Here is a 19,913-nt window from a genome sequence, read left to right on the forward strand (position 1 = left end):
ACCGAAGATTTCCATCTTGATGGTGTAGCCAGTAGTAACGCCCACGACCATGTTGTTGATCAGGGAGCGGGACAGGCCGTGCAGGGAACGGTTCTTGCGGCGGTCATCGGGGCGGGAGACGACGAGTTCTTCGCCTTCCTGAGCCACGGTGATTGGTGCCGGAATCTCTTCAGCCAGGGTGCCCTTAGGACCCTTGACTTCAACGTTCTGGCCGTTGATGGTGACGGTGACGCCAGAGGGGACGGTCACCGGTGCCTTGCCAATACGAGACATGGTTAAACCTCCTCTTACCAGACGTAGGCGAGGACTTCTCCGCCCACGCCCTTGTTGTTGGCCTCACGGTCAGTCAGCAGACCCTGGGACGTGGAGATAATAGCCACGCCCAGGCCACCGAGAACCTTTGGCAGATTAGTGGACTTTGCGTAAACGCGCAGACCCGGCTTGGAAACACGACGCACGCCAGCGATGGAACGCTCGCGAGATGGGCCGTACTTCAGGTTAAGCTCCAGGGTCTTGCCGACGGTCTCGTCGTTAACGGAGTAGTCGGCGATGTAGCCTTCCTGCTTCAAGATTTCGGCGATGTTGGCCTTGATCTTGGAGGATGGCATAGACACGGTGTCGTGGAACGCATTGTTTGCGTTGCGCACTCGTGACAACATGTCCGCAATCGGATCAGTCATGGTCATGTGAAGTGACCTGTTGCCTTTTTCGTTACGGTTCCCGTGCTCACCCTTGATGAATCGCGTGTACCGCACGATCGCTGGCTACTCACGCTCCGCCTAACTCAGTAGTTAGGGGTGCTCGCTGCCTTTATCCGTGCGGCCGCTTCGGGCGAGGGGCCTGTAACAAAGTGGATGTACAGTTTTTCTCCCTTGTAGCGGGAGACTCTTTCCGCAGGTCATGTGGCATTCCCGGGATTTTGACGCGTTAGCGTCGAAAAAAAGAACATGGGGGTACCTACCTACGGCAAGACCTGACTAGCCTAGCAACCAGCTAAAACATGTCCAAATCCCTGCTCAGAAGCATAGAGCTGAGGTGTAGGGTCGGCGCCATTCAGGGCCGACCGACCTCACTAGCCGCACCTGCTGGCTCACACACTCACCTGCACAGCTCCACAATCCCTCCTTGTAGTACTTTGATTAGGCTTACCTTGTTCATATAAGCTTGCTCCCGTTAAGATCATGGACTTTCACGCGTCAAGGAGGGATGCATGGCTATCTCTACCCCGCATGCGCAATCCCCTTCTCAATCACACCTGGGGTCTCGCGCGGACGCTACTGCGGACGCTTCTGCCAGCGCTCCATCAGGTAAAATCCCGCGTCGCCTCGTCGGCCTCGGCGTCCTTTTCCTCCTATTGCTCGCCAGCATCGTTGCCAGCATCGTGTTTGGATCACGGCAGATCCCTTTTGGAGAAGTGTCCGCCGTGTTCCGCGATCTCGGCACGGCGTTCGGCCACGCGGAGGGGCTGAATGTGGATCAGCGCGTGATCGTCGAGCTCCGCATTCCCCGCACCCTGTTGGGCCTAGTCGCCGGTGCTGCCCTTGGCGCCTCCGGTGCATTGATCCAAGGGCACACGCGCAACCCTCTCGCGGACACGGGCATTCTCGGCATCAACTACGGTGCGTCCCTGGCCGTGGTTGCCAGCTTCTCCTTGCTGGGTGTGACGTCCGTGTGGGCTACCAGCATGTGGGCGTTCGGTGGGGCCATCGCTGCTACTGCGTTGGTGTTTAGTTTGGCGTCCATAGGAGGAGGACAGGCCAATCCAATGACGCTGGTCCTCGGCGGCGCGGCTTTGTCCGCGGTCCTCAGCGCCATCATCAGCGGTTTTATCCTCACTGACGATGCCAATCTGGATCGCATGCGCTTCTGGACCGTCGGCTCCATCGCGGGCCGGGATCTCACCGTGTTCTACGGCGTGCTGCCGTTTATCCTGGTGGGCCTCCTGCTGGCGTTCATCACGGCACCGCAGCTAAACCTCCTGAATCTGGGCGATGACATCGCCTCCGGACTGGGCATCAACACCCAGCGCGCCCGCCTGATTGGCATGGCTCTGATCGCACTGCTGGCCGGTGCCGCGACAGCTGCCGCCGGCCCCATCACCTTCATCGGCCTGGTGGTCCCGCACCTCGTGCGCGCCATCACGGGCCCTGATTACCGCTGGATCCTCCCTTACTCTGCCCTGACGGGTGCGGTGATGATGCTGTTCGCAGACGTGGTGGGCCGTCTGATCGCTCGTCCGGGCGAGTTGCAAGTAGGCATCATCCTCGCGTTCGTGGGCGCGCCGTTCTTCATCGCCCTTATTTATCGACGCCGGGTGGTGGCCATTTAATGAGTTCCCTCCTTGCCCGCCCTACCTCTTCCACTATCCCTGGGCGCCCGCCATTCCGCGTGGGCTCATTTTCTGTGGTCTGGCGCCCTCGCGCGTTGACGGTGTCTCTATTGCTGCTCGTGGCGATCGTCTTGCTAGCGGCGGTCTCCATCGGCCTGGGTGACTATCCTGTGTCCCCGGCTCGTGTGCTGGAGGTGCTGTTCACCGGCCAGGGCACCCGCATTGAGCGTCTGGTGGTTTTGGATTGGCGCATGCCTCGTGCGCTGACGGCCATTCTGGTGGGCTGTGCGCTGGGATTATCCGGAGCCCTCACTCAGTCCGTGACTCGCAATGCGCTGGCCAGCCCGGATATCTTGGGCTTCACTACGGGCGCGTCCGCGGCCGCGGTCACCGTCATCACTCTGGGTGGTGGCGCTGGTGGTTTCCTCGGCTGGCTCAGCAGCATCGGCATTCCCTTGGCCGCGGTGCTTGGTGCGGCTGTCACCGCAACGGTGATGTGGGCTCTGGCGTGGAGGAGATCGACTGATTCCTTCCGGCTAGTGCTGTTCGGCATCATCATCTCTGCTCTGTTGACCTCGTATATCAACTTCCTGATGATCCGCACGGAGTTGCGCGATGCCGCGGCCGCGCAGTTCTGGCTTACTGGCTCCCTGAGCACTGCGGACTGGTCCAAGATGTGGCCCATCGCCATTGTTGTGTTGGTGTTTACACCGCTGCTGGCCTGGATTGGTCACCAACTTTTAGCCACCTTGCTGGGCTCGGATACTGCACGGGCTTTGGGACAAAACGTCCAGGGTGTGCAGGTGCTTCTGCTCGCCGCTGCCGTGGCTTTGGCAGCAGTGGCGGTCTCGGCCGCTGGCCCCATCGGGTTCGTCGCCTTCGTGGCCCCACAGGTGGCGCTGCGCTTGTGCAACTGCTCTGCACCACCGCTTCTGGCCTCTGCGCTGACCGGCGCTGCGCTACTCCTGCTGGCAGATATCAGCACCCAAACTCTTCTGCCCGTAGAGCTGCCGGTGGGCATTCTCACCTCGGCAATCGGCGGTGCGTTCCTTATTTATTTGCTGGTCCAACGGAATAGGTCAACCACGGCATGAGAAAAGATCCCACGCTGGAAGTTAGCAGTGCCGCGAACAAAGAAGGACACATGACTCAGAAGCACAGCATGAGCGCACGCGGCCTCGCCGTGGGCTACGGCGACCGGACGGTCATCGAAGGCTTGGACGTGGACTTTCCTCGCGGGCAGATCACCACAATCATCGGCCCCAATGGCTGCGGCAAATCCACGTTGTTGCGAGCCATGTCTCGTCTCCTTCCGGCGAATGAGGGCGAAGTGCTGTTAGACGGCGCCGATATCTCATCCATCAGGCGCAAGGACCTCGCACGGACCATCAGCGTGCTGCCACAAACCCCTACCGCCCCGGAGGGACTCAACGTGGCTGATCTCGTCTCGCGCGGTCGGCACCCACACCAATCGTGGATCCGTCAGTGGTCGTCCACGGACGAAGCCGAGGTGCACAAGGCGCTGGAAATGACTGGCTCGATGGGGCTGGCGGAGCGCACCCTGGATTCTCTGTCCGGAGGGCAGCGGCAGCGTGTGTGGATCTCCATGGTTCTTGCGCAGAACACGGACATCCTGTTCCTGGACGAGCCCACCACCTACCTGGATCTGGCCACGTCGGTAGAGATTTTGGAGCTGGTGCAGCGTCTACGCCGAGAGCTGGATCGGACTGTGGTGATGGTGCTGCACGATCTCAACTTGGCTGTACGCTACAGCGATAATCTCGTGGTGATGAAGGATGGACAGGTCCTCGCCACCGGGCGTCCCAGCGAGGTCATTACCCCAGAGCTACTGCTCGAGGCGTTTGCCCTCAACGCGCTAGTCATCGAGGATCCTGTCACCGGCGGTCCGCTGATCGTCCCCAAGTGACGATCAGGGCTTAGTCCTCCATCAGCTCCTGGGCGGGAGTCTTCTTGGACTTCCGCCAGTTGATCATCGCGGAAATCACCACCGGAGTCACAGACACCAGCACGATGACGATGGCGATCATGTCGATGCGATCCGCAATGCCCGGGATATCCCCCAGCAGCACGCCAATGCCGACCATGCTGACAATCCACAGCACTGCACCCGTGACGTTCCATCCCACGAACTTCTTGTACGGCATCTCCGCGGTACCAGCGGCCACGGGAATGTAGGTACGCACGATCGGGATGAAGCGCCCCAGTACCAGAGCCAACGGCCCGTACTTCAGGAAGAAAGCCTCGGCTTGTTCGAGGTGCTCGGTTATGAGGATCTTGGCGTCGGGCTTAAACAACTTGCGGCCAAAGCGGTGGCCGAGCCAGAAACCTACCTGGTCGCCCAAGAACGCCGCGACGATGGCCACGCCCACCAGAATCGGAACGTTCAAGCCCAGCTGATCGCGCAAGATTGCCGCGGTGACCAGCATGGAATCGCCGGGGAGGAACGGGAAGAGCACGCCGGATTCAATAAAGATAATCAGCGCAATGCCGCCGAGCGCCCAGCCGCCAAAGTTCTGGAGCAGGGTGGTGGCGTCCATGAGGTCGCTTAAGTGCACAGGGAATCCCTTCTAGAAAACAACTGGTCTATTCTTACCCCGGTTTCTGACCGGAATACAGGCAGCTCGCCCCTAGCGTGCATCCGTTATCCCCATGAGTGCCCGTCCCCTAGCCAGCAACAGCAAAACCGCCCCAGCACGTTCATGCGGGGCGGTTCGGCAGTTGATTCAGACTACTTCGTGGCGTCTGCCAACGGCTGCTCGATCTTGTCCAGCAGGTAGTTCAGGCTCAGCACGGTCTGCCATCCGAAGGCCTTTTCCAGGTCGCCTTCCAGGTAGACACTGTGTCCGTCCTTCACGGCGGGCAGCTTGCCCACGATCGGATCCTCGGTCACAGAAGCCTTGCTCTGCTTCGGAGAGTAAGACAGTTGATCCCACACCAGCACGTCAGAGTTGATCTGGTCTGCGTTTTCCTTGGAGACCTCATCGTAGAACTTGTCCTTGGTGATGCCCGCGTAGGCCGGGTTGATCTTGAATCCCAGCTCGGTGAAGAAGCGGCTACGCGGATCGCCCTCGGCAAAGACAGCCAGGCTCTCGTCGGAGACAGTGGCCACGCCGAGTTCCTTTTCGGCCCATTCTGGGTGGCGGCCCTTGAGCTCTGCGAACTTCTCCTTGACCTGCTCCACCTGGCGCTTTGCCTCTTCAGGCTTGCCCACGGCCTGCCCGATCTCTTCCGTGGTCACGTCCCATGGTTGCTGTAGTTCTTCGTATTCGCCCTTTTGTACGACGACAGGGGCGATCTCAGACAGCTTCTTGTACGTGTCTTCATCGATGTCCGAGTACACGGCCACGATGAGGTCTGGATTGTCCTTGGCGATGGCTTCCGCGTTGACTTCTGTGTCCTTGTCGATCCGAGGAGTGTCGCCCTCGATCTTGTCATTGGACCAGTTGCCCGCAGCCTGACCATCCGGGGTCATTCCGTCCCAGTACTTCACGGAGACAGGAGTAACTCCCAGCGCCAGCAGTGCGTCCTGATCCGTGTAGCCCAAGGAGACCACGCGCTGCGGGGCTTCCTTGATTTCGGTGGAGCCGTAGCGGTGCTCGATGGTGGTGGGGAATGCGCCCTGCTCGGCGTTGACTGCCTGGGAGTCCCCGGAATTTCCGGACTGGTCATCAGTCGAGCAAGCGGTCAGTGCCGCGCCCAAGGTCAGCACAGCAGCGGTGCTAACGAGAATCTTCTTGAGTGTCATTTTTCTCCGTTGTTACTGGTGACGGATTTCCGCGCGAGGCGTGGCCCGTACACAAAAGGGAAAGGTCAAACCTTTGGTTGGATATATCCAGCCCTATGTCCAAAGAATTCGGTGGCGGTCAGTTCCGAGTTGTCGTCGAGACGAACACGATCCAGAACAATCGCCGGCGCCGGCACGTTGGCACGGGGCGATCCACAGACCACCGCGATTCCTCCCTCGTGAGGGATGGTGACTCGGCCGGGGGTTCCGCCGAAGCGGCCCTGCGAGACGTGCGCGGAAAGCACGCGGACGCGCTGGCCTCGGAATTCAAAGTAAGCATTGGGGTACGGGTCGGACTGCGCCCTGACCAGCAAGGCGATATCTTCCGCAGGTTGGGTGAAATCTATGCGAGATTCCTGCTCGCCGCGCTTGTGGAAGTACGTAGCGCGGGTGGGATCTTGAGGTTGCGCAGTGGCGGTGCCTTGGGCGACGTCACTCAATGCGCGTTCCACGAGGGGCTCGATGAGGTCGATGGTCTTGGCCACGAGATCCGTGGTGGTGTCCTGCGGACCCACGGGGATCGCGCGCTGGGCAACGATGGGTCCGCCGTCCAGCACTTCATCCATCTCGTGCACAGTGACGCCCACGTGAGTTTCCCGGTTCAACAGCGCCCACAGGATGGGCGAAAATCCGGCGTACTCGGGCAGGAGACCATCGTGGACATTCAATGCGCCGTGCTTGGCCAGGCTGAAAACCTCGGGAGGAAGCCAGGTTCGCCAATTGTTGGCCACGATGATGTCTGGTGCAGCATCGCGCAACGCCTCAATGACGTCTTGACCCACGCGCTCAGTGACACACACCTGGAGCTCATGTTCGCTGGCGAGCTCCTCAACGGAGTCTGCCCACATTTGCTCATAAGGGTGATCGCTGGCAGGGTGCGTAACTACCAAAACTACTTCATGACCAGCATTGATGACCGCAGACAACGTCCGGTGTCCCCACGACTGATAGCCGAAAACAGCAACTCGCATGCAGGGGATGTTAGCTTAGGTTTACCTATGTAGTCAATGATGAAAGTGGCGCAATTTTCATGCCAGACTCCCCGGACGTGACCACCCTTCACCGAATCTCGGTGCCCGCGGATGCGGAAGCCCTCGTTTTCCCGGACCCCTACCGCTCGAACGTCGAGCTCACCGAATCGATGTCCACCGTCGATGTGCGCATCCCGGCGCACTCAGCAGTGACCTATAGCTTTCAATCCGGCGAGCTGAAATATCCCGATCCACATAACGCACACGGCGCAGGCCCACAGGCGAGCCTATTGAGCGGCGATTCTGTGGACCAGACACTCTGGCCGCCTCGCTCCCCAGAAGTCATCGCGGACTTGCCCGGCGCACGCCTGTCCATCGACCGGAAGGTATTCGGCAGGCGCTGCACCGCGCGCCTCGATGACCGCGGTGCGGATACCACCGTGGTGTTTTTGGATGGCGATGACTGGATCCATCTGCATGACCTCACGGGCGCACTGGACCGGGCAGTCACGGCAGGGCTTATCCCCCAGATCAACCGCGTCTTCCTGCCGGCAGCCAAAGACCGCAGCGAGGAGTACACCTCCCAAACATTCGCCAGCGCACTGGCCACCGAGCTTCCGCCGATCATCAACAGCAGCCACATAGTCCTGGTGGGGCAAAGCTTCGGCGGTCTCTCCGCCCTGCGCGCAGCTCTTACGGCTTCCACCGAAACCACGCCTGCAATCAAAGGAGCCATCGCCCAGTCCCCTGCCGTCTGGTGGTCCGCTGACCGTTCTGCAGAGCTCGCGGACACGCTCTCGGACGGGCCCGCAGGAGGCGACATTGCCGCACAGCTCACTGGCCCCTCACTCGAAAATCCTGCGGCTCACAGTGGCTCCGGTCTGGCACGCATCGTACTGACGTGCGGTGCAGAAGAGCCGCCCATGCAACGACACGTGGATGCAGTGGCCGATGCCCTGACACGCCGCGGCTTTCCCACCACCAATCACCGCACGCCCGGTGGCCACGACCCTGCGATGTGGCGCCACGGGATCATCCCGGCACTCGCCGAATTGCTGGGCTGAATCTACGAGCGCGCCTCCACAAACTCCGCCACGCGCTCGACTGTCCGCAGACCGTAGAATTCGCGCACGCCAACCTCCACTCCCAGCTCTCCACGCAGCAGTGCGCAGAGCTTGATGACCGCCATGGAGTGCCCACCCATGTCAAAGTAATCAGCATCCACCGGCACGTCCTCGGGCTCAATATCTAGCGATTCGGCAAACAGCTCCGCCGTGATCTCCTCGGTTTCGTTCGCCGGTTCGCGGCCCTTCTCCATGATCCTTTCTCCCTCACCCAGTGCAGCAAGGTCGGTCTTTCCATTCGACGTCACCGGCAACTCATCCACGATCGACCATCGATCCGGGATCATGTAGCTGGGCAGTTCCTCGCGCAATGCATTACGCACGCCAGTCAGGAAACTCTGCCGCTCCCCCTGGTCCGCATCGCGCAGTTGTGGGGCCACGAGGTGACAGGCCAGGAGTGTGGCGTCGGATATACGAACAGGAACGGTCACGCAGTGGAGGATGCGGGGATCAACGCCGCGGGACACGGCGGCCGAGACGTCGCCGGGATCCACGCGGTGACCACGAATTTTCACCTGATCGTCGCTGCGTCCGAGGTACTCGAACATGCCATCCGCACGCACGCGGACGATGTCTCCCGTGCGATACATCCGCTCACCCGGGGCGCCCCACGGGCAGGCGACCATGGAGCTGGCGGTGCGCGCCGCGAGCCCATGATACTCCTGCGCTAAGCCGCTGCCCGCGAGGTAGAGCTCACCCGGCGCTCCTGTAGGAACGGGGCGCAACCACGGGTCCAAAACGAACGCCGCCGTGCGATCCACCGGCATTCCGATCACGGGCGTGGCGCTCTCATCCGTGCCAGCACCCAGGGCGTTGATGGTGTACTCGGTGGGTCCATAGAGGTTGTATCCGCGCACGTCATCGGCCTTTCGCAAGGTCTCCCACACGCCGTGCGAGACAGCCTCGCCGCCCAAGAGCACCAGCCGCGGGCGATGCGCGCCGGATTCCAGCATCCCCTCCGCGAGCAGCTGCTCGGCAACGGTCGGGGTGACGTTGATGACATCCACCTGATGCGCGCGAATGGCCTCAACCATGGCCGCAGCATCGCGTCGCAAATCCTCGGAGAAGATCCGCACCTCGTGGCCTTCCACCAGCCAAAACAGCTCTTCCCACGACATATCGAAGGCGAAGCTGATGGCATGCGCGATCCGCAACGTCCGCCCATCGGCAGCAGCTGGGGCGAAGATCTTGCGCCGGTGATTGTCCAGCATGTTGTGCAGCCCGCGATGCTTGATCACCACGCCCTTGGGCTTGCCGGTCGATCCGGAGGTGTACATCAGGTAGGCATCGTCCCCGGGCACCGCCGCAGGCGTGTGGGTGGTGGCGTGGGAATCGGCAGTGGTGACGTCGACGCAAGGAAGCGCACCGATCCGCTCCATGCGCTCCCGAGAACTCGAGTCCACCAGCGCGGCTGCGGGCTGGCTGTCCTCCACGAGGACCCGGAGCCGCCCATCGGGGTGCGTCAGATCAAGCGGCGCGTAGCGCACCCCTGCCCACAGGGCTCCCAGCAGAGCCACCACCGAATGCGCGGAGCGCTCCACCGCAATGGCGACAGTATCGCCGCTGGTCACGCCGCAATTCTTGATCTTTTCCGCAATGTCGGAACAGCGAGCAATCAGCTCACCGAACGTCCACTGCTGTGCGTCATCCGCTAGCGCGATGCGATCTGGGAAGCGCTGGGCGGTGTCCTTGAGCTCATCCGCAATGGTGCGGTCAATGCCTTCGGCCTTCTGCCAGGAAGCCATCTGCTCCGTCGTGCTTTGCGGGGAAGAATCCTCCGCTCGGGCTGGCGCCAACTGGGCCAGCTGAGCGAGCGGGACCTCTGGTGTGTCCACAAACGCGGTCAGGACTTCGGTCGCGGCCTTGAGCACGGAATGTGCGAGGGACTCGTCCACCACGTCGTGGCGGAATTCCAGCTTGATGCCCAGCTTCGGCCCCGGAGTGAATACCCAGGTCAGAGGGAAGTGCGTGGAATCTTCCGCGCGCTCCTCCACAACCCCGTGGCGTTCCCGAAGTTCCGCTGCTGCCTGCGGATCGAGGAAGTTCTGCACCACCACCATGGAATCGAACAGCGTGCCTACCCCCAGCTGCCGCTGGATGGCGCCGAGGTCCGCGGAATCGTGGTCCATATCCTCGATGCGCTGGCGATAAACATCCTGGACCAGTTCTTCTATGCTCTGGCCGGGCCGAGCTGTCACTCGCACTGGCACTGTGTTGAGCAGCACTCCCACCACATCAGACATGGCGGGGTCGCTCAAGGCATCGCGGCCACTGACAGACTGACCAAACACCACATCCGAATCCCCTGTGACAGCACCCAAGGCCACGGCCACGGCTGCGTTGACCACGGAGGTCAACGTCACGGCCTGCGCCCGGATCTTTTCCTGCAGTGCGCCGGTCAGCTGCTCGCTGACCTCGGCAAACACCTGGCGAGGCAACTCGCTACCAGCGTGCTCTGAAGAGATATCCGCGGCCTGCGGGGCAACGAGCGTGGGCTGAGACAACGTCTCTAGGCGATGTACCCAATAGTCGCTATCTGCCTGCTCTTTGCGAGTGTCAACGGACTCGAGCAGGGCGTCAGCAATAGAACAACCGCGAGGAACCAACTCTCCCGCACCCTGCGTGCGGGCCTGGCCGGACCTCAACGTCAGCCTCTCGAGGAAGGTTTGCAGCATCACTGCACGCGACCAACCATCGACCAGAACCAGGTGGTAGGTAAGAAGCAGCGTGTCGCCAGGCTGTCCGTCACTTCGGCCGGTGACGATGGTTGCCTTCGCCAGCGGCACGGATGCGAGATCGATGCCCGCGCTGCGATCAGCGTGCATGATCGCCTCGAGATCCCCTTCGGTGGTCTCGACGGGGAGGTCAATGCCCTGTCCACTCCACGGCAAGTTCTGCACGGGTTGGCCGGAAGCATCGGTGTGGAACTCCGCGCCCATGGCTGGATGCACGGTCACTGTGTCCCGGAAGGCTTCCACCACGGCCTCGGCATCCAGTCTCCGGTCAAACGTCAACGCAGTCTGTGCAACGTAGGCACCCGGTGCTGCCACCTGTGACTGGAACCAGATTCCGCGCTGCAGCACGCTCAGCGGAGCGCGGCGTCCTGAGGATTGCTCGCGGCTGACGTGCTCCTGCAACTCGCGAGCAACCTCGCCGATGGCGCTGCGCAAACGCTCGGCGGAAATCACCGCATTCACCACGGACAGCTCCATGCTTACGGCCCGCTCGCTAGACCACACATCGGCCTCCACCAGGTAATCCGTCCACTGGCAGGCGGCATCGCCCGGCGCGTGGAGGACAGCGCCAGTCTCTCCCCGTCCGAGGTAGTTGACCAGGATCTGTGCCCCATGGGCCAGGGTTCGCTGCCCTTGCGGGTGTGTGTATCGCAGTGCCTGATAAGTGCGGCGGTCCGGGGCTGTGCCGTCCTCGTGGAGCGCGCGCATTTCCGCTGCGGCACGTGCTGCATCCGCTGGATCAGCCAACGGGATTTCCACCGGCGCGATGGTGGTAAACCATCCGAGGGTTCGACCATAGGAATGATCAGCCGGACGTCCGTGGCCTTCTACGTCCACGGCCCAGCTCCGCGCGTCCGTGCCCATTGTTCGAGCCACCGCGACGGTCACCAGTCCTGCCACGAGGTCCTGAACGTCCACACCCATCACGTCGGGTGCAACGCTCTGCAGGACCTGCGCGGTCTGTCCGTCAATGTTCACTTCGAGCGTGCTCACATGATCCGTACTCCACTGGTTCGAGTCCTCGACGGGCCGTGGCAGCGTAGCCAGTTCACTCCAGTGCAGGGCATCCTGAGCTGCTGCGGTGTGAGCATCGTGCAGTTCTTGCAGGCAAAGATCCTTGTAGCTCGCCTGCCCGGAGAGAATCCTGCGCCCTGCGAGCGCATCGCGCAGATCGTCTTCCAGAATCATCCAACTGGCGCTATCGATCACCGCGTGATGAGCAACGGCCTTGACGTACCCATCCACACACCCGAGCACCACGCTACGACCAGCAGCAATATCGATGTGATCGATCAATGCATCCACGTCCAAAGCCCGCACAACCATAGGGCCGTCTCCCTCGGCACCAACAAAGTGCGCGAACGCAGAACTGGTGTCCACGCGCGTACGAAGCATCGGATGTGCCTGCGCTACCTGCTGCAGGGCCTGTTCCAAGTCCTCCACAGCGACTGGCCCCAGATCCAAGCGGCGCGCCTGCACAAAGCGGTCGCTCATGCCTCTTTCCATCTGCCTGCGCAGCATCGCCGGGATGGGGAAAGCCCCCGAGATCTCCTGGTGCCCGTCCTTGGGCAGGGCTTCTTCCTGGCTCTGCCTTGTTTCCTGGATTTTCTGCTGGGTGGCCTGCGGCGTGACCCGCTCGGCAATCTTGCGTGGCGTGCGGCCCAAGAAGAAGTCCCGCGGAGTCACGTTGAGATCAGCGCGCGCCAGCGCGTGAGTAACGCGGATGGCAAGAATACTGTCTCCACCTAAGCGGAAGAAGTCCGAGTCCGGCTCCACCTCGGCGCGGTCCAAGCGAAGTGCATCAGCAATTGCCTGCGAGATCGCCTCCACCAGATCCGAGGTGCCCGAAGCCTGCTGAGCAGCAGGAATCTCACCCAGAAGGTCCAGGATCGCGCGCTCATCCCGCTTGCCATTGATGGTCTGCGGCACCTGCGTACTCACCGCGAATAGCTGCGGAACCATGTAGGCAGGGAGCGCGTCTCGGGCCGCTGCGGCAGCTCGGGAGGTGATCGCCTTTGCGTCGGCACGAGAATCCGTAATCAACAACGCACCCGGCACCTGGCCTTCGGGCAGATCGACGACCACCACGGTGGCCTCCCGCACACCGCTGACCTTCTCCAGCGCGCTCTCGATCTCCCCCAAGCTCCACGCGATAACCGCGCAGCTGCACCTGCCTATCGGCGCGGCCCACGTAATCCAGATGACCGTTGTTCAGCACCTTTGCCATGTCATTGCTGCAGTACATCCGCGCGCCGCCGCCAACGAAAGGATCGGCCACGAAGCGGGAGGCCGTGGTAGAAGCAAGCCCCCAATAACCCGCGGTGACCTGCGGCCCGGCAACGTACATCATGCCGGTCTCTCCAGGCTGCACCGGCTGTAATTGCGCGTCCAGAACATAGGTACGCAACCCGTCCATCGGGCGGCCGATCGGGCTGCGGGCCTCCCCTGCGTTCTCGGAGCATTCGTGTGCTGTGACGTGCACTGTCGTCTCCGTGATGCCATACATGTTGATAAACCGAACATTCGGATGAGCACTGCAGTAGGCAGCCTCCGCGCGGGCCTCCAAGGCCTCGCCGCCGAAGATCACCGTGCGCACCGCAGAGTCCTGCCCGAGGTGCGGCTCCAACGCGGCAAAGGCGGTTGGGGTCTGGCTCAGCACCGTGATGGCTTCGGCACGCAACACCTCTGCGGCATCCTCGGGCGAGCGCATCAGCGCATACGGCATCACCACGGCACGCCCGCCGGAGCTCAGCGCTGCCCACATCTCCCACACCGAAAAGTCAAAGGCGAAGCTGTGGCTGATCGACCACACGTCCTCCTGCGAAAACTCCACGTGGCTGCGAGCATTGCCCAGCATCGCGGTCACGTTGGCGTGTGTGACGGCCACGCCCTTCGGCCGCCCTGTGGAGCCGGAGGTGTAGATCACGTAGGCGATGTCATTGGCACGGGCCACGCTTGCCGACCGGCCCGCAGGCGGCTTCGCTTCCCCGCTCATCGTCTGTTCACTGACCACGAGGACGGGACAATCTACCAGCTCAGAGACCATTTTTTCCGCGCTGGGAGACACCAGCACGGCATCGGGCTGGCAATCCTCCAGGATCAATTCCACCCGCGCTTGCGGGGACAACGGATCCACGGGAACGTAGGTGCCGGCGGACATCGTGGTCGCCAGAATGGCCGCAACCTGCCACGCATCGCGCTCCATGAGCAGGGCTACTCTCGGGGTGTGGATGGCAACCTTCCGGTCCAGCACAGCGCGTATACGCTGAGCGGCGTCGTCTAGTTCTTCGTAGGTCCAATGCTCCGCAGCACCGTCTTCTCCGATGCTGGTCAGGGCGGGCCGGTCGCGGGAGTGCTCGAAGCTGCGTCGCCACAAAGAAGGAAGCGTGTCCACACCAGATACCGCACCCAACGCCTCTGCAACCTCACCCACGGTCGCCACCGCACCGGATTCAGACAGCAAAGAATCCACACTCACCGCGAGCATCTGCGCGATCCTTTCGGCACGTACCTCGGTGATTCGCTGCGGATCGTAGATCAGGCGCAGTGGGTGCTCAGCGGAAGGGTTGACCACGACGGACAGGGGAAAGTGCGGCGCGCCATTGTTGCGCACGTCAGCAACCTGTAGTGGCGAGCCGGGGCAGCCCACGTCCTGTGGAGATAGCGGCACCTCCACCACCATCAACGTATCCAGCAGTTCGCTGGCGTTGGTTCCCAGGTCGCGGGCAATATCAGCCAGGCTGACGTGCTGCACATCGCGGACCTGATTGTTGTGATGGACCATGGCGTGCAGCATGCTGGTCACCGGCAGGGTGGGATCAGATTGCCCCGGCGCGACCACCGGGATGGTGTTGAGCTGCATGCCCACGGCATCGGCCACGCCAAGAACGGGAATGTCACGGCCGGAAACGGAAGTGGCAAACACCACGTCAGCCCCAGGTTCGCAGCCCACCAAGGTGCGAAGGACCAGCCCCCACGCCGCGTGCACCACATCCGGCAGGCCCACACCCGCTGCCCGAGCACGCTCAGACAAGCCAACAGTCCGCGGATCGTCTACCAGCAACTCCCGGCGCTCGAGCGAACTCGAAGGATTAGGGCACAGCACCGTGGGGCGTACCTCGCGCATTTCCTCGCGCCAGACGGACATATCGGCTTCCGCGTCTCTGCGCGCCACCCATCGCACGCTGCCGGCCATTCCGGCGTCCGGGTCGTAGCGCGGGATTCGGGCATCGTCATCCCGGTAGATCTCCAGGAGATCCCGCAGCATGATGGGCACGGACCATCCGTCGGCGATCAGGTGATGCACCGTCTGGATCACGGCGATGTCCTGGCCACACACCGCACCATCGACACTGGTCGGGAGCACAACGGTCCATCGCATGAGCGGCTCGGGCGCGGCATCACCGGGCGGCTGCAAGGAGATTCCCCGCGAGAGGTCATCAGCGGCAATCTCTTCCGTACGCTGCACGAGCCACCCGTCTAATCCAGGCCCAGCCAACTCGGCAGGCACCGTCACGTCCCGAAAGTCCACCCGCAAATGCTCGGCAATCCCCGGATCAATCACGGCAACCACATCGCCACCGTCAGTTTCCCAAGGGCGGGTGCTCAGTGCGGGGTGGCGTCGGATCAAATTACGCGCAGCGCGGGCGAATCGCTCCCGGTCAAACGGTTCGCTGCATTCCACCCGCAAGACCTGTTGCTCCACATACGAGCTGGCCGATTCCTCGAATAGCGAGTGGAAGTACATGCCGTGCTGCAGCGGGGTCAGCGGCAGCACGTCCTGCAGCTCCGCGGAGCTCTGCGCAGTGATTCGTGCCAGGTCCGCAGAGTTCACGGGTGCGGGGGCAACGTCGCCCACGGACAACACGCCGTGATCGGCAAGCGCTGCCACCTCGCGCAATGCCACATCCCAGTGCGCGACCAATTCGTCGATCCGTTCGGGGGAGATCCTGCCGCGCGCCCAGGAGATCGTGGTGCGCAGGACGTATCCCTCGCCGGTGTCTTCGGCGATCGCGTTGAACTCCAGCTCGCGGACCAACGGCTGGTCCGGGTCGCGTTGCTCGCCGAGTTGGCCGGTGGAACCCGCGGGAGCGAAATCTTGTGCTCCTGCGGATACGCGCCCCAAGTAGTTGAACAGCACCTGTGCCTGCGGAGGGGTCTTCGCGGACTGATGCAACCAGGTGTGGGCCTGGTAAGGAACGCCGTTGCCGGGGATGGCCGCGAGCTGGTCTTTCACTGCGTTGAGTGCCAGCGCTAGCGGGGCGATGCTGCCCTCGACCTCTGTGGAGGCCTCCTGCACTGCCGCCCGGGTGGGGTCGATCAGCATGGGATATAGGCAGGTGAACCAGCCCACCGTGCGTGAAAGGTCTGCTTCCCTGCCCTGTGGCCCGGGTACGAATCGGGTTTCGCGGCCGTGCCCCTCCATCTCCACCAGGGTCCATGTTTGTTTGTTTCGACGCCAACGCGCCAACGCCACGCTCAATGCCGTAAGCAATACGGAATTCGCCCCCGTGCGGAAAGCGTGGGGCACCGCACCCAGTAATTCGTCCGTGATCTGCACTGATGCCTCATGTACCACGCTGCGCTCCTCACGGACTGTGGGCGCTTTCTCGGGACTATCAGCAAGCGCTGGCACCTGCGGGTCCCGCAGAGGTTCATCTGCACTCGGCAATGGGGGCAGGGAACTATTGGCATCCTCCGCGAATTCGCCAGTATCAACGGCCTGTTGCAGCAGCTGCGTCCATCGGCGCAGGGACGTCCGCTCCGGCGCGAGCTGTTCCCCGCGATACGCCGCGGCGAGGTCCTCGCCGATAATGTTCCATGACACGCCATCGACCACCAGGTGATGCACCACAAGGCGCAATCTTCCGGGCACCAGCCCAGCCGCTACCACCACTCCGACTGCCGGATCCAGCAGTTCAGAAAGCGCAGCGATGTCCGTGGTGGGGTGGATCGCCACCGCTTCTTCGGCAGATTCCTCCGGGAGTTCCAGCCGCAAGGGATTCCGCTGCACACGGGCCCGCAGTGCAGGGTGCGCCTGCAGCACGTCAGCCACCATTCGCCCGGCCAGCTGCGCATCCACATCTTCTGGAACTGAAAACTCCACGGACTGAATGAAGCCGTCCACGTGATCAGTAATGGAATCGAACCAGCGCAGAATCGGCAGCGACTGCACCTCACCGGTTGGTTCATCGTCTGGATCCTGCACGAAGGTTCCGCGCTCTTCGGCGCACCGAGCCAGTTGCTGTGGAGTGCGCGCAGAGAAAATATCTCCCACACTCACCTCCACCTCATCGACGATCTTCCAACCATTACGGGTGATTTCACGAGCGACGACACTGTGGTGCCTATTTATTTTCTGCGCGATGGCTCGTGCCGAATCACCGACACGACATCCCGCTTCAATAGCAACACGGTCTTCAACAGTAAGCCTGCGACCACGCCCTACTAAGGCGTGTTTGTCGAATACGCCGCTAGGAAATCCATCAACGGCTTGAGTTTTCATCGGTGCTGGCATAACAGAATCTTTACCCAGCTTCTTGCCTGTATCTGGCAAAGACACCACCGCCTCATCAGGCGTTCGACGATGTCGCTGCCGGCGTAACTTCGCATACCGCTGCTTCCTTATCCACCCATACACGGTAGAAGGATGCACACCGATAGCATCAGCCACTGTCTGACAGCTCTCACCAGCAAGCACTCGCTCCACGGCCTGGGCACGTTTATCAGGTGACAAGTGGGCGCGTCTAGGCCGCACTTCGATTACACCAGCTTTCTTTAACCTGCTGTGAAGCAAGCCAGTCGATATTCCAACAGTCTGTGCTGCTTGACTGATCGACATACCTGCACGCACCAACCCAACAGCCTCACGGACAAACGGATCACGCAAACGACTCGCACGCCTGCCTGGAGGTTCGACACCTCTTACCCTCAACCAACCGTAAACCGATTCGGGGCCTACACCCACATCACGCGCGACCAGGCTAACTGCCTCGCCTGCCACCACGCGCTCAACAGCAGCATCCTTAACATCCTTCGGAGTCCAACGCGTCACAACTACCTCCCGGTCGAAGTGGCGCATTCACCCCTTGACAGCACGCCCGTTGCCACAACATCCAGGAGTCCAATTGTTTCATGCCGATTTAGAGCACTACTTAGCCATTGTTGAGCGGGTTTATGTTGCGGTGCAGCGGAGTGGAAGGCATAAACGAGAATGTTGACATCAGGAATGATCATCGAGTACCGCCCACACAGCTTCTTTGTTGCTGAGATCAACTAGAGCCGGTCCGCCGCAATCGAAGGAGGGCAGGTTAACGGGGGTGTCTTCGGTACTGATGCGGGCTTCCTTCTTGAGGGCAGCGCGGACCGCCTCTTCGACGTATGAGCTCAAAGTGACATTGTTGGCTTTGGCTTGGACCTTCGTTTCTTCAAGGAGTTTCGGCGGGAGGTTTATCGTCGTGCGCATACCTTTAGGGTAGAAAGCATCAAGTCATCATTCAAGAGGTGCAATGATGTATCTGCCTTCAGGAAGCCGTGAAAGGTTGACTGGTGTCTTAATTCAGTGCGAGCGTCAGGATCAGTACTCCGATGGAGAATGCGAGCATGCCTAAGCAGTTGATCCAGAATGCGCTACCGAGGAAGTGGGCGCGGACATGGGCTGCTGCGGCCGCGCAGAAATAGGCGATGACTCCAATCATGGCTGTGATTCCTACGCCGGGGAACCAGAGGCCGGCAATGAGTCCTACGGCGGCGAGGCACTTGATGACAATGAGCGCCCACCACCAGTCCTTGGGGAGTTTGACGCCGCTGAGGCAGGCTTCGATGAAGGGGACTGGTTTGAGGGAGAGGGCGGCGTCGCCAAGCAGAATGGCTGCTAGTAGAAGGGAGGGCCAGGCTGGGGAAGATTCTAGGATCATTGGGTTACTCCGAATGCGGTGTTGAGGCGTTCGATCGATGAGGCGGCTTGGGATGTGAGGTGCTCGGTGTCGTAGATTCCGGCGGCCCAGCCGATGAGTAAGCCGAGGTAGACGTTGTACAGCAGGTCGGCGTACTCGGCCGCATCGGCGCTGCTGAGCCTGGTGCCGAGTCGCAGGGTGATTTCATCGGTCAGGAGCGTTTTGAGTGCGGTGAGCGCTTCGCCTTGATTGCCTTGTTGGATGAGTGCTGCGCCAAAGGCGCGGGAGAGCTCTTCGTGGCCGGTAAACATCTGGAGGAAAGGTCTCAGGACATCGAGAAGGCTATCGGATTGTCCCCGGATGTCATCGTGGAGTTCTGAAATGTGTTGGCCAATGGTGCGGATGAGCAGCGTTTGTTTGTCGCCGACTCCCATGACGGTTCCCACGCTAACGCCAGCTTCGGATGCGATAGTCCGGATGCTGGTGGTGGCGTAGCCCTGAGTGAGGAAGAGTTCGTAGGCGGTGGCTAGGACCTTGCTGACGGTGCCAGCTTTGGCGGCCGAGCGCGATGAGTGAACGTGTTCAGTGAACATGTTCAAAAGGGTAGCTCTTGATGGTTTCGAGGTCAATGACGCCGAAGTGTTGACAGTTGGCGCTAGGCCAGCGTGGGGAAGACGCGGTCGCGCAGCAGGTGTGCAAGCTCGCGGTCGGGGGCTGCTGGGTTGACCCAGGCGGTGTCGCCGATTTCGGCGGCGGCATGGGGTTCGTCGGCGGTGACGGTGCGGGTGTAGGTGAAGATGGTGCCGACGACGACCTCGCCCGGTTCGTTGGCGGCGGGAGCGTCGAAGGTGCCGAGTTTGTTGAGGCTCTCGGCGTCGAGGGTGAGGCCTACTTCTTCGGCAACTTCGCGCAGGGCGGCGTCGACAAGCGCCTCGCCCGCCTCGGGCTTGCCGCCGGGCAGTTGGTACTTGGTGGAGGACTTCTTGCGCACGGTAAGCACGTGGCCTTGTGGGTTGCGGATGACGACGGCTGCTACTTCAATCATGGCTGCTGA

The 19,913-nt window shown here is 61.6% G+C and carries 14 protein-coding genes and 3 pseudogenes; 4 read left to right on the plus strand and 13 right to left on the minus strand.

The genetic code is table 11. From position 1 onward, the window contains the following. Together rplF and rpsH are read right to left on the minus strand one after the other, a co-directional pair. Positions 1 to 273, minus strand: a 273-nt coding sequence (gene rplF / locus HMPREF2888_RS07605) for a 50S ribosomal protein L6 (protein WP_070518599.1), incomplete at its 3' end; no start/stop codon positions are given. A gap of 14 nt (positions 274 to 287) precedes the next feature. After that, positions 288 to 686: a 30S ribosomal protein S8 gene (rpsH, locus tag HMPREF2888_RS07610; RefSeq protein WP_034986964.1), complete on the minus strand. Its 399-nt coding sequence runs from the start codon at positions 684 to 686 to the stop codon at positions 288 to 290. Positions 687 to 1,210: 524 nt separating this feature from the next. Between rpsH and HMPREF2888_RS07615 the strand changes: the two genes are divergently transcribed. The 3 genes from HMPREF2888_RS07615 to HMPREF2888_RS07625 are packed head-to-tail and all read left to right on the plus strand — an operon-like array spanning position 1,211 to position 4,256. Then, positions 1,211 to 2,329 (plus strand): FecCD family ABC transporter permease, encoded by a 1,119-nt coding sequence (locus tag HMPREF2888_RS07615; protein ID WP_005325331.1) that lies wholly within the window; start codon positions 1,211 to 1,213, stop codon positions 2,327 to 2,329. Then, positions 2,329 to 3,423, plus strand: a complete 1,095-nt coding sequence (locus HMPREF2888_RS07620; RefSeq protein WP_005325330.1) for a FecCD family ABC transporter permease — start codon at positions 2,329 to 2,331, stop codon at positions 3,421 to 3,423. Before HMPREF2888_RS07615 ends, HMPREF2888_RS07620 begins: the two co-directional genes overlap by 1 nt. Before the next feature lie 50 nt (positions 3,424 to 3,473). Next, positions 3,474 to 4,256 carry an ABC transporter ATP-binding protein gene (locus HMPREF2888_RS07625; protein ID WP_019176090.1) on the plus strand — a complete coding sequence of 261 codons (783 nt, stop codon included), beginning with the start codon at positions 3,474 to 3,476 and terminating at the stop codon, positions 4,254 to 4,256. 10 nt (positions 4,257 to 4,266) lie between these two features. Here the strand turns inward: HMPREF2888_RS07625 and HMPREF2888_RS07630 are convergent, their stop codons facing one another. From HMPREF2888_RS07630 to HMPREF2888_RS07640, 3 genes are all read right to left on the minus strand, one after another. Then, complete coding sequence (locus HMPREF2888_RS07630; protein WP_005325329.1) at positions 4,267 to 4,905, minus strand: DedA family protein; 639 nt, start codon at positions 4,903 to 4,905, stop codon at positions 4,267 to 4,269. A gap of 173 nt (positions 4,906 to 5,078) precedes the next feature. Further along, a complete protein-coding gene (locus HMPREF2888_RS07635; RefSeq protein ID WP_061920309.1) occupies positions 5,079 to 6,095 on the minus strand; it encodes an iron-siderophore ABC transporter substrate-binding protein in 1,017 nt (338 codons plus the stop codon). Between the two features lie 65 nt (positions 6,096 to 6,160). Next, positions 6,161 to 7,105 carry a methionyl-tRNA formyltransferase gene (locus HMPREF2888_RS07640; RefSeq protein ID WP_005325328.1) on the minus strand — a complete coding sequence of 315 codons (945 nt, stop codon included), beginning with the start codon at positions 7,103 to 7,105 and terminating at the stop codon, positions 6,161 to 6,163. 77 nt (positions 7,106 to 7,182) lie between these two features. On the opposite strand from HMPREF2888_RS07640, the gene HMPREF2888_RS07645 reads away from it, so the two are divergent. Then, entirely contained in the window at positions 7,183 to 8,169 is a 987-nt protein-coding gene (locus tag HMPREF2888_RS07645) for an alpha/beta hydrolase (protein ID WP_224784305.1), read from the plus strand. Positions 8,170 to 8,171: 2 nt separating this feature from the next. Here HMPREF2888_RS07645 and HMPREF2888_RS13110 read toward each other — a convergent pair whose 3' ends face one another. From HMPREF2888_RS13110 to HMPREF2888_RS07670, 8 genes and pseudogenes are all read right to left on the minus strand, one after another. Further along, positions 8,172 to 13,106: a non-ribosomal peptide synthetase gene (locus HMPREF2888_RS13110; protein WP_246815051.1), complete on the minus strand. Its 4,935-nt coding sequence runs from the start codon at positions 13,104 to 13,106 to the stop codon at positions 8,172 to 8,174. A 55-nt stretch (positions 13,107 to 13,161) separates the two neighbouring features. Beyond that, positions 13,162 to 17,253: pseudogene (locus HMPREF2888_RS13115) on the minus strand (amino acid adenylation domain-containing protein); the annotation flags it as partial. After that, positions 17,254 to 17,576, minus strand: a pseudogene (locus HMPREF2888_RS12755) (helix-turn-helix domain-containing protein); the annotation flags it as partial. It lies immediately after the preceding pseudogene. A gap of 19 nt (positions 17,577 to 17,595) precedes the next feature. After that, positions 17,596 to 18,045, minus strand: a pseudogene (locus HMPREF2888_RS13290) (helix-turn-helix domain-containing protein); the annotation flags it as partial. 141 nt (positions 18,046 to 18,186) lie between these two features. Beyond that, positions 18,187 to 18,429 carry a YlcI/YnfO family protein gene (locus HMPREF2888_RS07655; protein ID WP_005292604.1) on the minus strand — a complete coding sequence of 81 codons (243 nt, stop codon included), beginning with the start codon at positions 18,427 to 18,429 and terminating at the stop codon, positions 18,187 to 18,189. Positions 18,430 to 18,517: 88 nt separating this feature from the next. Next, the gene (locus HMPREF2888_RS07660) at positions 18,518 to 18,880 is read right to left on the minus strand and encodes a DoxX family protein (RefSeq protein ID WP_005292602.1); all 363 of its coding nucleotides are present in this window, start codon (positions 18,878 to 18,880) and stop codon (positions 18,518 to 18,520) included. Further along, complete coding sequence (locus HMPREF2888_RS07665) at positions 18,877 to 19,452, minus strand: TetR/AcrR family transcriptional regulator (protein WP_005292598.1); 576 nt, start codon at positions 19,450 to 19,452, stop codon at positions 18,877 to 18,879. The genes HMPREF2888_RS07660 and HMPREF2888_RS07665 overlap by 4 nt, the downstream gene beginning before the upstream one ends. Before the next feature lie 62 nt (positions 19,453 to 19,514). Beyond that, positions 19,515 to 19,904 (minus strand): NUDIX hydrolase, encoded by a 390-nt coding sequence (locus tag HMPREF2888_RS07670; protein WP_005292595.1) that lies wholly within the window; start codon positions 19,902 to 19,904, stop codon positions 19,515 to 19,517. Between the last annotated feature and the right edge of the window lie 9 nt (positions 19,905 to 19,913).

It is taken from the genome of Corynebacterium sp. HMSC077D03 (assembly GCF_001808545.1).
Lineage (GTDB): Bacteria > Actinomycetota > Actinomycetes > Mycobacteriales > Mycobacteriaceae > Corynebacterium > Corynebacterium simulans.